General features: G+C 71.1%; 16 protein-coding genes. 7 read left to right on the forward strand and 9 right to left on the reverse strand.

The genetic code is table 11. The features are described 5' to 3' along the window. A partial coding sequence (locus KBZ04_RS07420) for a Rieske 2Fe-2S domain-containing protein (protein WP_254991310.1) occupies positions 1 to 786 on the reverse strand: 786 nt, incomplete at its 3' end. A 121-nt stretch (positions 787 to 907) separates the two neighbouring features. On the opposite strand from KBZ04_RS07420, the gene KBZ04_RS07425 reads away from it, so the two are divergent. Both KBZ04_RS07425 and KBZ04_RS07430 read left to right on the forward strand, forming a co-directional pair. Continuing rightward, the gene (locus KBZ04_RS07425; RefSeq protein ID WP_254991312.1) at positions 908 to 1,426 is read left to right on the forward strand and encodes a Crp/Fnr family transcriptional regulator; all 519 of its coding nucleotides are present in this window, start codon (positions 908 to 910) and stop codon (positions 1,424 to 1,426) included. Between the two features lie 24 nt (positions 1,427 to 1,450). Further along, the gene (locus tag KBZ04_RS07430; protein ID WP_254991313.1) at positions 1,451 to 1,630 is read left to right on the forward strand and encodes a hypothetical protein; all 180 of its coding nucleotides are present in this window, start codon (positions 1,451 to 1,453) and stop codon (positions 1,628 to 1,630) included. A gap of 48 nt (positions 1,631 to 1,678) precedes the next feature. Here KBZ04_RS07430 and KBZ04_RS07435 read toward each other — a convergent pair whose 3' ends face one another. Next, on the reverse strand, positions 1,679 to 2,107 hold the full coding sequence (locus tag KBZ04_RS07435) for an RNA recognition motif domain-containing protein (RefSeq protein ID WP_254991314.1): 429 nt from the start codon (positions 2,105 to 2,107) through the stop codon (positions 1,679 to 1,681). A 67-nt stretch (positions 2,108 to 2,174) separates the two neighbouring features. Next, positions 2,175 to 3,437, reverse strand: coding sequence for a CCA tRNA nucleotidyltransferase (locus KBZ04_RS07440; protein WP_254991315.1), 1,263 nt, complete (start codon positions 3,435 to 3,437; stop codon positions 2,175 to 2,177). A gap of 94 nt (positions 3,438 to 3,531) precedes the next feature. Here KBZ04_RS07440 and KBZ04_RS07445 point away from each other — a divergent pair, with 94 nt between their 5' ends. The 3 genes from KBZ04_RS07445 to KBZ04_RS07455 all read left to right on the forward strand — a co-directional run bounded on the left by KBZ04_RS07445 (position 3,532) and on the right by KBZ04_RS07455 (position 5,140). Beyond that, a complete protein-coding gene (locus tag KBZ04_RS07445; RefSeq protein ID WP_254991321.1) occupies positions 3,532 to 3,789 on the forward strand; it encodes a Ycf34 family protein in 258 nt (85 codons plus the stop codon). Next, a complete protein-coding gene (gene tsaB, locus KBZ04_RS07450) occupies positions 3,786 to 4,442 on the forward strand; it encodes a tRNA (adenosine(37)-N6)-threonylcarbamoyltransferase complex dimerization subunit type 1 TsaB (RefSeq protein ID WP_254991316.1) in 657 nt (218 codons plus the stop codon). The genes KBZ04_RS07445 and tsaB overlap by 4 nt, the downstream gene beginning before the upstream one ends. 140 nt (positions 4,443 to 4,582) lie before the next feature. Continuing rightward, positions 4,583 to 5,140: a YdcF family protein gene (locus KBZ04_RS07455; protein WP_254991317.1), complete on the forward strand. Its 558-nt coding sequence runs from the start codon at positions 4,583 to 4,585 to the stop codon at positions 5,138 to 5,140. Here the strand turns inward: KBZ04_RS07455 and KBZ04_RS07460 are convergent. The 5 genes from KBZ04_RS07460 to rpaB all read right to left on the reverse strand — a co-directional run bounded on the left by KBZ04_RS07460 (position 5,082) and on the right by rpaB (position 9,864). Continuing rightward, positions 5,082 to 5,807 (reverse strand): lysophospholipid acyltransferase family protein, encoded by a 726-nt coding sequence (locus tag KBZ04_RS07460; protein ID WP_216909385.1) that lies wholly within the window; start codon positions 5,805 to 5,807, stop codon positions 5,082 to 5,084. The two genes, KBZ04_RS07455 and KBZ04_RS07460, sit on opposite strands and share 59 nt — an antisense overlap. Next, entirely contained in the window at positions 5,804 to 6,676 is an 873-nt protein-coding gene (gene fabD, locus KBZ04_RS07465; RefSeq protein WP_254991318.1) for an ACP S-malonyltransferase, read from the reverse strand. The genes KBZ04_RS07460 and fabD overlap by 4 nt, the downstream gene beginning before the upstream one ends. Positions 6,677 to 6,703: 27 nt before the next feature. Further along, complete coding sequence (locus KBZ04_RS07470; protein WP_254991322.1) at positions 6,704 to 7,711, reverse strand: beta-ketoacyl-ACP synthase III; 1,008 nt, start codon at positions 7,709 to 7,711, stop codon at positions 6,704 to 6,706. Positions 7,712 to 7,784: 73 nt separating this feature from the next. Then, a complete protein-coding gene (plsX, locus tag KBZ04_RS07475; protein ID WP_254991319.1) occupies positions 7,785 to 9,137 on the reverse strand; it encodes a phosphate acyltransferase PlsX in 1,353 nt (450 codons plus the stop codon). Then, positions 9,118 to 9,864 (reverse strand): response regulator transcription factor RpaB, encoded by a 747-nt coding sequence (gene rpaB / locus KBZ04_RS07480; protein WP_015110442.1) that lies wholly within the window; start codon positions 9,862 to 9,864, stop codon positions 9,118 to 9,120. The genes plsX and rpaB overlap by 20 nt, the downstream gene beginning before the upstream one ends. Positions 9,865 to 9,965: 101 nt before the next feature. On the opposite strand from rpaB, the gene radA reads away from it, so the two are divergent. Then, positions 9,966 to 11,417, forward strand: a complete 1,452-nt coding sequence (gene radA / locus KBZ04_RS07485; RefSeq protein ID WP_254991320.1) for a DNA repair protein RadA — start codon at positions 9,966 to 9,968, stop codon at positions 11,415 to 11,417. An 11-nt stretch (positions 11,418 to 11,428) separates the two neighbouring features. On the opposite strand, the gene KBZ04_RS07490 is transcribed toward radA, so the two are convergent. Next, entirely contained in the window at positions 11,429 to 11,950 is a 522-nt protein-coding gene (locus tag KBZ04_RS07490; RefSeq protein WP_094586668.1) for a photosystem I assembly protein Ycf3, read from the reverse strand. A 147-nt stretch (positions 11,951 to 12,097) separates the two neighbouring features. On the opposite strand from KBZ04_RS07490, the gene KBZ04_RS07495 reads away from it, so the two are divergent. Then, positions 12,098 to 12,914 (forward strand): cation transporter (locus tag KBZ04_RS07495; RefSeq protein WP_409995943.1); only part of this gene is annotated, 817 nt, incomplete at its 3' end.

Below are 12,914 nucleotides of genomic sequence, written 5' to 3' on the forward strand. Positions count from 1 at the left end.
GCCGATCCATTTGGTCAACGTGGTGTTGTCGTCAACGGGGATGTTGCTGGCGAAATAGATGTACTGAAACCCCTTCCAGTTGAAATCCAGGGCAATCCTGTTGACGTTGGGAAGGTAGCCGGTGAGGGTGGAACTCGAGTGGCTTCTTTTCCTTTTGACGATGTACTTCAGCAGCCCCACCCGTGCCGGTGGCTTGAGTTGGTGATGCGTGGACACCAGGCCCGGTTCAGTGTTGATGGTCAGGCTTTCGACATTGGCCTCCTCCCGGTTGCCGAAGAAGGGCTTGTGCACGAAGGGGGCGTGGGACGTGTCCAGTCCTGACTCCACGACACGGCTGAAATGGGCGTTCCAGCGGTACTCCCCGCTCACCGCCCGCCAGCCCGGCTGGCCGAGTTCGGGGAAGGGGGGAATGGGGACGCTGGCGGCCAGTCCGGCCTCGCCGGGAAAGATCCAGACAAAGCCGGATTGCTCCCTGAGGGGGAAGGTGGCCATCCGGGCCAGGGCCGGTATCGGCGTTCCCGGTGGATCGGCCGGAATCCTGACGCAGTGGCCGGCCACGTCATAGCTCCAGCCGTGGTACGGACAGCGCACGCAGGATCCCTCCAGCCACCCCTTGGCCAGGCTGGCTCCCCGGTGGGCGCAGTAGTCGGCCAGGGCGTGGGCCTGGCCGGCTTCATCACGGAACAGCAGGTAGCGGCGCCCCAGCAGGGTGACGGAAGCGGGCTGGTTGCCGAGCCCGTGGCTGTGCTCCACCGCGTACCAGAAATTCTCGAGTCCCTGGGTCATTCCTCAGACGGGTGCGACACGGGTTGCAATGGCCCACCGCCCTTGTTTAGCACCAGTCAGCCCGGGAACCAAGTTAATCCGGTGGGAGGAATTAGAGTTCGCTCCTGTTGATCGGCGACCCTTGCGCAAGCTTCACCTGGAACCCGGTGAGTTCGCCTACCGAAGTGGAGACAGTGGGCAGGATGTGTATCTCGTCCGAACCGGGGCGATCGAACTGGTCACCCTCTATCCCGAAACCGGTGAAGGCGTGGATGGGCGTCTTGGACCCGGCCATGTCTTTGGTGAAGTGGAGCTCATCGATGGCCGCACCCGCACCCATACGGCCCGGGCTTCCCAGCCCACGGAGCTGCTGTTGTTCAGCCGTGACGAGCTGATGGATCTGCTGTTCGACCACCCCGAACGCAGTCTCGTGCTGGGACGCAGTGTCTTTGATCGCCTCCGCGATCTCTACACCAACGAAACCCTGGAGTCCGATCTGGCCCGCCTGCGGGAGGAGATGCAGGCCAGCATCCGCGACGCGGTCGTCGCCCACGAAGGGCGCGTGGTGCGCAGCCACAGCGGCATGGCCGCCATCGCCGTTCCCATCGTGCTGATGGTGCTGCTGGCGATCGGTTCCTACTGGTACTTTCACCGGGGCTGAACCATTCCCCCTGACCGCCACGCCATGACGATCAAGTCGGTGCCTCCCGAAGACAAGGAGCGCAGCCTCTCCGAGTTCCGGCAGACGATCTCGGCCGATGTGGAGGCCGGCATCGACGGCCATGAGCGCAAGATGACGCGGATGGGGTTTGTCTTTCTGGCGATCTTCTTCGGGGTCGTCGGCCTGATGGCGGTGCTGCCCTGAAGCTCCCCCTTCGCTGAAGGGGGACGGCCCAAGGTCGGCAAGGCGGCCTCAGACGGCGGCCTTCTGGTTGGCCAGCAGGCTCTTGAGCTTGGCCAGTTCGCCGGCCCAGCGGGGATCGGGGGCGCCTTCGCCGACGGCGTCGGCATGGACCACCTTGTTGACGCTCTTGCGGGCGGGCGTCGGGGCGCTGCCGGGGCGACGATCGGCACCGGCGGCTCCGCGGCTGTCACGGCGCTGCTCGGAAATCTCAATGCGCAGGGTGCTGCCGCCGAAATCCTTGCCATTGAGCTGGGCGATCACCGCCTCGGCCTGGGCCAGATCCTCAACGTTGGCGAAGCCGAAGCCCCGGCAGCCACCGGTCTCCCGGTCGTTCACGGCCTTGAAGCGCACCCCCTCTCCCACGCTCGAGAAGAGAGCTTCCAGCTCTTTGGCATCAAAGGTTTGCGGCAGGTTGCCGACATAGAGACGAACGCTCATGGGGAGGGGGCTCGGGAAAAGGGAAAAACTCTGGCAGGCGGTGCGATCGCGCCATTGCATCCAGCAGTTAATCACGCCGTGGGTCCGCTTCCCTGGCCTCGCGCCGGCGATCCAGCCACGACTGGGCGGCAACAACGGCCGCTGCAACCAAAGCCTGATCCGCCAACTCCGCTGTCTCCGTTGCTGCTGTTCCTCCCAGGCGACCAAAGGCCCATTCGGCCGTGAGGTGGTCGATCAGCTGGCCGAGACGGGGGCCCGGGGCGATGGCCAGGAGCTGTTGCAGGCGACGGCCGTCCAGGGGCGCTCGGGGGTGGAACAGGCGATCCGCCGGATCCCGCCAGCGCCGCAGCGCCAGCTGGGCCGCCGCCGGATCCAGGTGCAGCAGCAGGGCGGGCAGCTCCTCCTCCAGCTGGCGCTGCAGGTCCAGCCGCTCCGCTTCCGCCAGCGCCTCCAGCGCCAGCGCACCGGAGTCCCCTGGCGTCTGCCGGAGACAATCGAGCCATTGGCGCAGCCGCTGGCAGCGCTGCTGCAGGCGGCGGCTGGCCCGCAGACCCTCCAGGGACGGGCCATCCAGCACGGCCGCCAGCCGTGCCAGGGGGAGGGCCCAGGCCGCCTCGGCGGCGGTGAGGCCGCAGGCTTCCGGTCGCTCGGGACCGAGGGGCTGCAGCGACTCCTCGCTCCCGTCAGCGGCTCCCCAGGGCTGGAGCAGGCCCGCCTCCAGCGCCTGGGCCAGCCCCCGATGCCCCGCGCCAGAGGCGGCCAGACGCTCCAGCTCCACCAGCACCCTCTCCCCGGCCACGGCGGTGATCCGCTGGCGGTGGCGCCGGATCAGCTCCCAGGTGGCCGGTTCGATGGCGAAGTCCAGGTCGCAGGCCAGCCGCACCCCCCGCAGCAGCCGCAGGGGGTCGTCCAGCAGGTTGGCCTCGCTGATCGCCACCAGCCGGCGCGCCGCCAGATCCGCCAGGCCGCCGCAGGGGTCGATCAGCCGCAGATCGGCGGCCTCGTTGCTGCCCCCGGCCGCCCCCTCCAGGGGCAGCGCGATGGCGTTGACGGTGTAGTCGCGGCGGCCCAGATCGGCCGTGAGAGCGTCACCGGCGCAGCGGGCCAGGTCGATCGTCCAGCCCTCCAGCACCAGCCGCGCGATCGAACGCTTCTGGTCGAGCACCACACAGGTGCCGCCATGGCGCCGCCCCAGCTGCCGGGCCAGCGCGATGGCGTCGCCGGGCACCACCAGGTCCAGATCCGGCTGGGCGCTCAGCCGCCCCAGCAACCCGTCCCGGACCGCCCCCCCCACCAGGGCTGTGCCCGCTGGAAAGCGGTGGGGGGCCACCGGCCAGCGCTCCGGTTCCAGGGCCCGCCACAGTTCCGAGACTTGACGTCCCGGCTCGCACGCCACAATGGGCGCCCTGCTGGGCCGCGGCGGCATGTGCATCTGCGTGGATTGCCACTGGGTCGAGCGTTGTCAGGCCTACCACGCGGTCGAACGTCAGCACGGCGTCGCCCACCTCACCATGAATCCCGATTTCAGCCCACGCCAGCCCCGCATCCACGTGCAGGTGCTCGATCTCGACGCCGCTGGGGCCAGTGTCGGGGTGGAGTGGGACGTGCGGGCCTGCTCCGACTTCCGCTCCGATCCGGGCCGCTGGCGCCGCTGCTGCCCCGACGGGCCCCTGCCGACATGACGGGCTTTCCCGATGACCCTGGCCCCTGGCTGCTGGCCCTGCACAGCTCCAGCGACAGCCTCGGGGTGGGGCTGCAGCGCCTCGGGGCAACCCAGCCGGAGCGGCTGGAGCGTTTCCCCCTCGGCCGCTCCCTCTCCAATGGCCTGTTCGACTGTCTGGAATCGGTGCTGCCGGCCGACGCCTGGCCCCGGCTGGGTCGTCTGGCGGTGGCCACCGGTCCCGGCGGCTTCACCGGCACCCGCCTGACGGTGGTGCTGGCCCGCACCCTCGCCCAGCAGCTGGCCCTGCCCCTGGACGGGATCAGCAGTTTCCAGCTGATGGCCCGCCGACTGCTCGCCGGGTCCAGGCCGCCCAGCGAGGCGGGCCCCTTCTGGATGCTCCAGGAGCTGCCCCGTCGCGGGGTGGTGGCGGGGCTCTACGGCGCCGACCCGGGCCAGCCCGGTGGCGTGGCCGAGCTGGAGGCCCCGAGGCTGCACCGGGGCCGCGACGCCCTGGCCCCCTTCCCCATCCACCCCGCCGAGGTGCGCCTGCCGGAGGACGTGGTCCAGCTGCTCGGCTTCAGTGCCGCCAATGCCGCCGCCGGCCTGAGCGCCCCCTGGCAGCCGGTGCTGCCCCTGTACCCCACCAGTCCGGTCGAGGCGCTCCCATGCTGAGCCGCCCCGGTCCCCAATCCCGGCCCCGCCGCCGCCCGCGTCGTCCGGAAAGCACCGGGCCGGCGCCGACGGGTCCCTCCCCGCGGGTCCGCCGTGCGCTCCCCGCACCGCGTCGACCGGGCCGGGGCAGGGGGGTGCTGGTGGGCCTGGTCGGACTGGGTCTGCTGTGGCTGTCCCGGGGGGTGTGGTGGCCCACGCCACCGCCGCCCCAGATGATCCTGGTGCTGGGGGGCGATGCCGATCGGGAGGCGGCCGCCGCCCGACTGGCCCGCGTCGATGGGCTGCCGGTGGTGGTCACCGGCGGCACCAACCCTGAGTACGCCCACTGGCTGTTTCAGCAGAAGGAGGGTCTGCCCTCCCGCCAGGTCCAGCTCGATTACCGGGCCCGGGACACGGTGTCCAACTTCACCTCCCTGGTCGACGACCTGCGCAAGGCCCGGATCCGCCACGCCCTGCTCGTCACCTCCACCGATCACATGCAGCGGGCCCTGCTGGTGGGACGGATCGTGGCCGGCAGCCGCGGCATCCACCTCACCCCGGTCCCCGTGCCCTGCGGCGATCTGTGTGTCGTCGAGGGCCGGCGGCGCCTGTGGGGCGATGGCGCCCGGGCGGTCCTCTGGGTGATCAGCGGCCAGGACATCAGGCCCTGGGTGGAAGAGCGGGTGGCTCCCTGGCTGGAGAAAGCAGGCTTCCGCTGATCGGGCCAAGGTCGAGCATCCGGTTGATCTGCTCCTGGGCGGCGCGGGTGGCGGCGTCCAGGTCGGGGCGTCGCCGGGAGGCCGGTGGCGGGATCGGCGTGCCGATGCGGATGTGGATCGGCACCAGCCGGGGGCCGTGGCCGCCGGGTCCCAGGGCCCGGTGGCTGTTGATGATCGCCACCGGCAGCAGCGGCACCCCAGCCCGGGCCGCCAGCAGGGCCGCCCCCGGCTGGGGCTGGTTGACGCGGCCATCCGGCTGGCGGGTGCCGTCGAGGAAGACACCGGTGGCCCAGCCCTGCAGCAGCCGGTCGGTGGCGGTGCGGATCGCTTCCCGGTCGCCGGCGCCCCGCTCCACCGGGTAGGCGCCGCAGGCCCGGATGATCGGCCCCAGCAGGGGCACCCGGAACAGCTCCGCCTTGGCCATGAAGGCCACCGGCCGGCCGAGGGCGTGCCCCAGGAGCGGCGGGTCCAGGTGGGACCCATGGTTGGCCACCACCACCACGGCTCCCTCCAGGGGCACGTTGTCGTTGCCGGTGGTCTGGCCCCGGAACAGCAGCCGGAAGACGGGAAACACCAGCAGGTAGCTGATCAGCCGGTAGGTCAGGCTCGGCTTTGGGGTGCTCAGCAGGGCGGGGGGATCGGCCGGGGGCCGGCGGCGGCGCCTCACTGGCCCAGGTCGCCCGTGCCGGCGATCTGGGCGGTGCCGAGCCCGGGGCAGCTGCGCTTGATCAGGCCACTGAGCACGTTGCCGGGGCCGATCTCCACTGCGGTGGAGATGCCTGCGCTCTGCAGGCCTTCCATCGTTTCGCGCCAGCGCACCGCCATGGTCATCTGCTGGCGCAGGCGCTCCTTGAGCACACTGGCGGAGGTTTCGGGTCGGGGATCGGCGTTGCTGAGCACGGGGACGCGGGCGTCGGCGAAGGGCACCGCCTCCAGTTCGGCGGCGAAGGCCGCGGCGGCGGTGGCCATGAAGGGGGAATGGAAGGCGCCGGAGACGGCCAGGGGAATGGCCCGCTTGCAGCGCACCGTGGCGCTGACGCTCGAGACCGCCTCCGGGGTGCCGGAGAGCACCACCTGGGCGGCGCTGTTGTCGTTGGCGATGACCACCCCCTCGGTGGCCGCCACCACCCGCTCCAGTTCGTCGCGGTCGAAGCCCATCACGGCGGTCATGGCGCCGCCGCCGGCGGCGGCCATCAGTTCGCTGCGGCGGCGCATCAGGGCCAGGCCGGTCTCGGCAGTGAAGACGCCGGCGGCATAGAGCGCCACCAGCTCGCCCAGGCTGTGGCCCGCCACCAGCTGGGCCGTGCGGCCCTGGCGGTGCAGCTCATCCACCAGCAGGCTCTCGACCACGAACAGGGCCGGCTGGGTGTTGCGGGTGTCGTTGAGGTCGCCGCCGGCGCAGATGGCCAGCAGGTCACGGCCAAGCAGGGCCGAGGCCCGATCAAAACGCTCCCGGGCGCCGGGAAGGTCGATCACCCCCTCGGCCATGCCCGGCTTCTGCGATCCCTGTCCCGGAAACACCCAGGCGATGGCCATGCAAGCCTCCCGTGCAACGGCAGGAGATTAGGGCTCGGCTGGGGACCCCCCCGGACCGCTCCAGCGGAACAGGGCGGCGCCCCAGCTGAGGCCGGCGCCGAAGCCACTGCTGGCGATCAGGTCGCCGGCGCCTACCCGCCCATCGCGCACCGCTTCGTCGAGCATCAGGGGGATCGTGGCGGCGGAGGTGTTGCCGTAGGCCGAGAGATTGCTGAGCACCCGCTCGGCGGGCATGGCGAACCGGTCGGCCACCGCATCAAGGATGCGCTGGTTGGCCTGGTGCAGCAGCAGCCAGTCGACGTCGGCGGCGGCGGTGCCGGTGGCCTCAAGCAGCTCGGCCAGCACGGCGGGCACTTCCCGCACGGCGAACTTGTAGACCTCCTGGCCGTTCATGTGGATCGGCGCGAAGCCGCCCACCTGGGCGGAGAGGTCCCCCACCAGGGGCCGGTGCTCGGCCACCTGGGCCAGGGTGAGACAGGCGTTGCGGCTGCCATCCGAGCGCATGCGGAAGCCCACCAGGGCGTCATCGCCGGGGTTGCAGGCCTGCACGGCCAGGGCACCGGCGCCATCGCCGAAGAGCACACAGGTGCGGCGATCGTCCCAGTCGAGCCAGCGGCTGAGCTGGTCGGCACCGATCACCAGCACCCGCTGCATCGTGCCGCCGCGGATGTACTGGGCCGCCGTGATCAGGGCGAACAGGAAGCCGCTGCAGGCCGCCGTGAGATCGAAGGCGACTGCCCGGTGGGCTCCCAGGGCCGCCTGCACCCGGGGCGCGGTGCCGAACAGGTCGTCCGGGCTGGAGGTGGCCAGCAGGATCAGATCCACCTGCTCGGGGGCCCAGCCCGCGTGGGCCAGCGCCGCCCGGCCGGCCTCGGCGGCCAGGCTGGTGACGGTTTCACCGGGGCCGGCCACGCGCCGGGCGCCGATGCCGGTGCGGCTGCGGATCCAGTCATCGTTGGTCTCGACCCGCTCGCTCAGCTGGTCGTTACTGATGCTGGCGGCGGGGAGCGCGCGTCCGCAGCCCACCAGGGCCATCCCCCGCAAGGCGGCCGTGGTCACCGTCTTGTCTGAGCCGAGCGGCACCCATTCGGTTCACAGGTGGCCACAGTCAACCACAGGTGGTTGCCACTCCGGCGCTCCCCTCGCCGAGGGCATGCAGGTCGTCCATGACGCCGTGGCTGGCGGCGGAGTGGGCCAGCCGCAGGGCGCTCACCACCGAAAGCGCCCGGCTGCTGCCGTGGCCGATCACGCAGATGCCGTCGACCCCGAGCAGCAGGGCGCCGCCGTGCTCGGCGTGGTCGAGGCGCTTCTTGATCCGCACCAGGTTGCTGCGCAGGAACGCCGACCCCACCTTGCCCCGGCGACCCCGCGGCAGCTCGGCCCGCAGCACGTCCAGCAGGACGCTGCCCACCGATTCGAGGAACTTCAGCAGCACGTTGCCGGTGAAGCCATCGCAGACCACCACGTCGAAATCCCCGGAGAGGATGTCGCGCCCCTCGCAGTTGCCGGCGAACACGAAGCGCTCGTCCCCCGCCAGCAGCGGATGGGTGCGCAGGCAGAGGTCGTTGCCCTTGCACTCCTCCTCGCCGATGTTGACCAGGCCGATGCGGGGCCGCTTCACCTGGAGCACGTCGCGGCTGTAAATGTTCCCGAGCAGGGCGAACTGGTGCAGCCATTCGGGCTTGCAGTCCATGTTGGCCCCCACGTCGAGCACCAGCACCTGCTGGCTGGGGTCCTTGGTGGGAAACAGGGCGCCGCTGGCGGGCCGATCGATGCCGGCCAGCCGGCCGAGGCGGAAGATCGCGGCGGCCATCACGGCACCGGAGTTGCCGGCGGAATAAACGGTGGTGGCGTCGCCCTTCTTGACCAGGTCCATGGCCACGTTGATGCTGGCGTCGCGTTTGCGGCGCACCACCGTGGCCTCCTCGTGCATGCCCACCGTGGGCCCGCTGGGCACCAGCTCGATCAGGCCGCGCTGCACAGCCTCCTCGAGGTCGTGGCCCAGGCCCATCGCCGCCACCGCCTGACGCAGCGGCTCCGGCTCAGCCACGAAGCGGATGCGCAGGGGCAGCAGACCCACGGCCCGCAGGCATCCCTCCAGGATCGGCCCAGGGGCATGGTCCCCGCCCATGCCGTCGACGGCGACCCAGAGGCGCTGCCGGTCATCGATGCCGCCGCCGCTGTGGCCCCCCTGCTGGAGGCGCCGCAGCGGATCGAAGACCAGGGGCTGCAGCACGGAGCCCGCCACGTTGGTGGCGGCGCCGGCCATGCTGCCCGCCACCGAGACCGCCCCCGAGGCTGCCCCCGAGGCCGTGGCCGTGGCGGTGCCCACCAGGCTGGTGACGGCGGCATTGCGCCGGTACCAGATCACCAGGCGGCGGATCGTGCGGTTGGGTTTGGGGCGGTTGGAGGCGAAGCGGCGTCCGTCGCGCCCTCCGCCTTCAGGATCCTTCGGTGGCAACGGGTTCAACGATGCGCTGGAACAGATAGCCGGTGCCCCGGGCCGTGAGGATCAGCTCGGGGTTGGCTGGATCATCCTCCAGTTTGGAGCGCAGCCGCGAGATGTGGACATCCACAACGCGGGTGTCCACGTGACGCTCGGGGGTGTAGCCCCACACCTCCTTGAGGATCTCGCCCCGGCTGAAGGGCTCACCGGAACGGCTCACCAGCAGCTCCAGCAGGCTGAACTCCATGCCGGTGAGCCGGATGCGCTCGTCGCCCCGGTACACCTGCCGCTTGTTGGTGTCGATGCGCAGGTCGCCCACCTGGATCACGCCGGAATTGGGGATCCCGGCGCCGGGGTCCTTCTCAACCCTGCGCAGGACGCAGCGGATGCGCGCCTCCAGCTCCTTCGGGCTGAAGGGCTTGACGACGTAGTCGTCGGCCCCGAGCTCGAGGCCCGTGATGCGGTCCGCCACGTCGCCGAGGGCGGTGAGCATCACGATCGGCACGTCCGATTCCTTGCGCAGCTCCTGGCAGACGCCATAGCCGTCGAGTTTGGGCATCATCACGTCGAGGACCACGAGGTCCGGCAGGACGCGGTGGAACGCCTCGATGGCCTCCTCGCCATCGCTGGCGGTGACCACCTGGTAGCCGATCATCGACAGCCGGGTCTCAAGGATCCGGCGGATGCTGGCTTCGTCATCGACGACGAGAATGGTTTCTTTGGCGGTGGGGGAGGCCGTCATTGCGGCGCGGAGAATGCAACACGGTTCCGACCCACTGAACCGGCCGGAAGGTCGCGAATTCACCGAACGCCACCTTTCTTCATACACCCCGCCCGCTGCCCTTGGCCCGTCCCGGTTCCTCGTTCGTCTGCCAGGCCTGTGGCGCCAGGACGCGGCAGTTCTTCGGCCGTTGCTCCGGCTGCGGTGGCTGGAACACGTTGGTGGAGCAGAGCGAGCCCAGCGGCGACAACCGCCGCCGGCGGCCGGTGGCCGCCGCGGCCGCTCCGGACGCCGCCGGGGTGCCGGCACCGGGCCGTCCCAGCCGTTCCGAACCGATCCAGGCCGTCGGCGACCGGCCCCTGCAGCGCCTGGCCAGCGGCTACGGCGAACTGGACCGGGTGCTGGGGGGCGGCCTGGTGCCCGGCTCGCTGGTGCTCCTGGGGGGCGACCCGGGCATCGGCAAGAGCACCCTGCTGCTGCAGAGCGCCCGGGCCATGGCCTCCCGGGCCGTGGTGCTCTACGTGAGCGCGGAGGAGTCGGCCCAGCAGGTGAAGCTGCGCTGGCGGCGCCTGGCCGAGGACGCCCCTGGCGAAGCGGCAGAGGCTGGCGAGGGCGAGGGGCTTCGCCTGCTGGCGGAGACCGATCTGGAGCTGGTGCTGCAGGAGCTGGAGACCCTGCGGCCCGAGGTGGCGATCATCGACAGCATCCAGGCCTTGCACGACGCTGAACTGGGCAGTGCCCCCGGCTCGGTGTCCCAGGTGCGGGAATGTGCCGCCGCCCTGCAGCGGATCGCCAAGCGCCAGCACACCGCCCTGGTGCTGGTGGGGCACGTCACCAAGGAGGGGATGCTGGCGGGTCCCAAGGTGCTCGAGCATCTGGTGGATGCGGTGCTCACCTTCGAGGGGGACCGTTTCGCCAGCCACCGGCTGCTGCGGGCCGTCAAGAACCGCTTCGGTGCCACCCACGAGCTGGGGGTGTTCGAGATGCAGGGAGCCGGTCTGGTGGAGGTGAGCAACCCCAGCGAACTGTTCCTGGCCGGGGATGGTCCCAGCCCGGGCACCGCCACGATCGTCGCCTGCGAGGGCACCCGTTCGCTGCTGGTGGAGGTTCAGGCCCTGGTCAGCCCCACCAGCTACGCCAGCCCGCGGCGCACCGCCACCGGCATCGGCACCAACCGCCTGCACCAGATCCTGGCGGTGCTGGAGAAGCACATGGGCCTGCCCCTGTCCCGCTTCGACTGCTATCTCGCGGTGGCCGGCGGCCTCGAGGTGGAGGAGCCGGCGGCGGATCTGGGGGTGGCGGCGGCCGTGGTGGCCAGTTACCGCGACCTCACCCTGCCGGCGGGCACCGTGCTGCTGGGGGAACTGGGTCTGGGCGGCCAGCTTCGGCCCGTGGGCCAGCTGGAGCTGCGCCTGCAGGAGGCGGCCCGGCTGGGGTTCGTCCGGGCCGTGGTGCCCCGCGGCAGCGCCCTGGGGCCGGTGGCCGCCGGCCTGGGCCTGCAGCTGCTGGAGGCGGCCACGGTGGCCGAGGCCCTGGTGGCCGGCCTGGGGGTCAACCCCGCCGACGGGGACTGAGCCCGGCTCGCTCAGAAGTAGACGTCGACGTTGCTGCGGCCGGAGGACTTGAGCCAGTTCTCGATGTCCAGGTAACCGCCTGGGTAGAGCCGCACCGCCTTGGTCCAGTAGGCGGCGGCCTCGTCGAACCAGCGGTCGGCGGCGTCCTGGTCACCGGTCTCCTCGGCCAGCCGGCCCCACTTCTCATAGATCAGCCCCATGTTCTTGAGACAGGAGGGGGAGTTGCCGTTGGCGTCCAGGGACTGGCGGTAGAAGTCGAGGGCTTTCTCCTCTTCACCGTTGCTCATGAAGATGATCGCCATGTTCTTGAGGATCTCGCCCCGGTCGATGCTGTTCTCCTCGAGCTTCAGGGCCTCTTCGTAGTTTTCGAGCGCCTCGGCGTAGTCGCCGTCGTTCTGGGCCGACAGACCGTCGCGGTAATAGACGTAGGCCTCCTTCGCCTTGGGATCGATCGGCAGCAGCTTGACGATCAGGTCGGCCATGACCGTGAAGCTCTTGTCGATGAAGTTGTCGTTGCGCTGCGAGCGGGGCAAGGGTCCAGGTCCGGATCGTTCCCCCATCCTGCCTTGGGCGGCCGGGGGCGGGCGACGGCCAGTCCGCGGCGAGAGCGTTGGCGCGGGCGCCGGGGTGGCGGCTCCCTAGCCTGGGGCCCCGGTCCGTGATCGCCCCGGCACCCCCGCGTGAGCGCCACCCCCCCTGCCACCGCTGCCGAGCCCCTGCTCCTTGATGTGGAGGGGATGAAGTGCGGCGGCTGCGTGCGTGCTGTCGAGCAGCGCCTGCTCCAGACCGAGGGGGTGCGCCAGGCCAGCGTCAACCTGCTCACCCGCACGGCCTGGGTCGACCTGGAGCCCAGCAGCGACGGCCCCGATGGGGTGGCGCTGGACCCGCTGCCCGCCCTGCTGGGCAGCCTGGAAGGACTGGGCTTCCAGGCCCGGCTGCGGTCCCAGGAGCTGGAGCCGGCCAGCCAGCGGCAGCGGCGTCAGGCCGACCAGTGGTGGCGCCACTGGCGCCAGCTGCTGGTGGCCCTGCTGCTCCTGCTGGTCTCCGGGCTGGGCCACCTGGCGGAGGCGGGCCAGCTGGCCTGGCGGGGTCCGGGGCAACTGCTGGGCAGCCCCTGGTTCCATGCCCTGGTGGCCACACTCGCCCTGGCCCTGCCGGGCCGGCCGATCCTGATCCGGGGCCTGCGCTCGGCGCTGGCCGGGGTGCCTGGCATGGACAGCCTGGTGGGGCTGGGGGTGGCCAGCGCCTATCTCTCCAGCCTGGTGGGCTGGCTGTGGCCCGCCAGCGGCTGGCCCTGCTACTTCAACGAGCCGGTGATGCTGCTGGGTTTCGTCCTCACCGGTCGCTTCCTGGAGGAGCGGGCCCGCTACCGCACCGGCCGGGCCATCGAGGAACTCAGCGCTCTGCAGCCCGACCATGCCCTGCTGCTGCTGGGCGACGGCCCCCCACGCCAGGTCCGTGTGGGTGGGCTGCGTCCGGGCGACAGGTTGAGGCTGC

This window comes from Cyanobium sp. N5-Cardenillas, from assembly GCF_024345515.1.
Classification (GTDB): Bacteria; Cyanobacteriota; Cyanobacteriia; order PCC-6307; family Cyanobiaceae; genus Cyanobium.

Coding starts and splice junctions, on each gene's coding strand:
- rpaB (WP_015110442.1), bottom strand. CDS start 9,864: ATGACGGCCTCCCCCACCGCCAAAGAAACCATTCTCGTCGTCGATGAC.
- KBZ04_RS07445 (WP_254991321.1), top strand. CDS start 3,532: ATGTGCATCTGCGTGGATTGCCACTGGGTCGAGCGTTGTCAGGCCTAC.
- KBZ04_RS07470 (WP_254991322.1), bottom strand. CDS start 7,711: ATGGCCCTGGTGGGCTGCGGACGCGCGCTCCCCGCCGCCAGCATCAGT.
- tsaB (WP_254991316.1), top strand. CDS start 3,786: ATGACGGGCTTTCCCGATGACCCTGGCCCCTGGCTGCTGGCCCTGCAC.
- KBZ04_RS07435 (WP_254991314.1), bottom strand. CDS start 2,107: ATGAGCGTTCGTCTCTATGTCGGCAACCTGCCGCAAACCTTTGATGCC.
- fabD (WP_254991318.1), bottom strand. CDS start 6,676: ATGGCCATCGCCTGGGTGTTTCCGGGACAGGGATCGCAGAAGCCGGGC.
- KBZ04_RS07430 (WP_254991313.1), top strand. CDS start 1,451: ATGACGATCAAGTCGGTGCCTCCCGAAGACAAGGAGCGCAGCCTCTCC.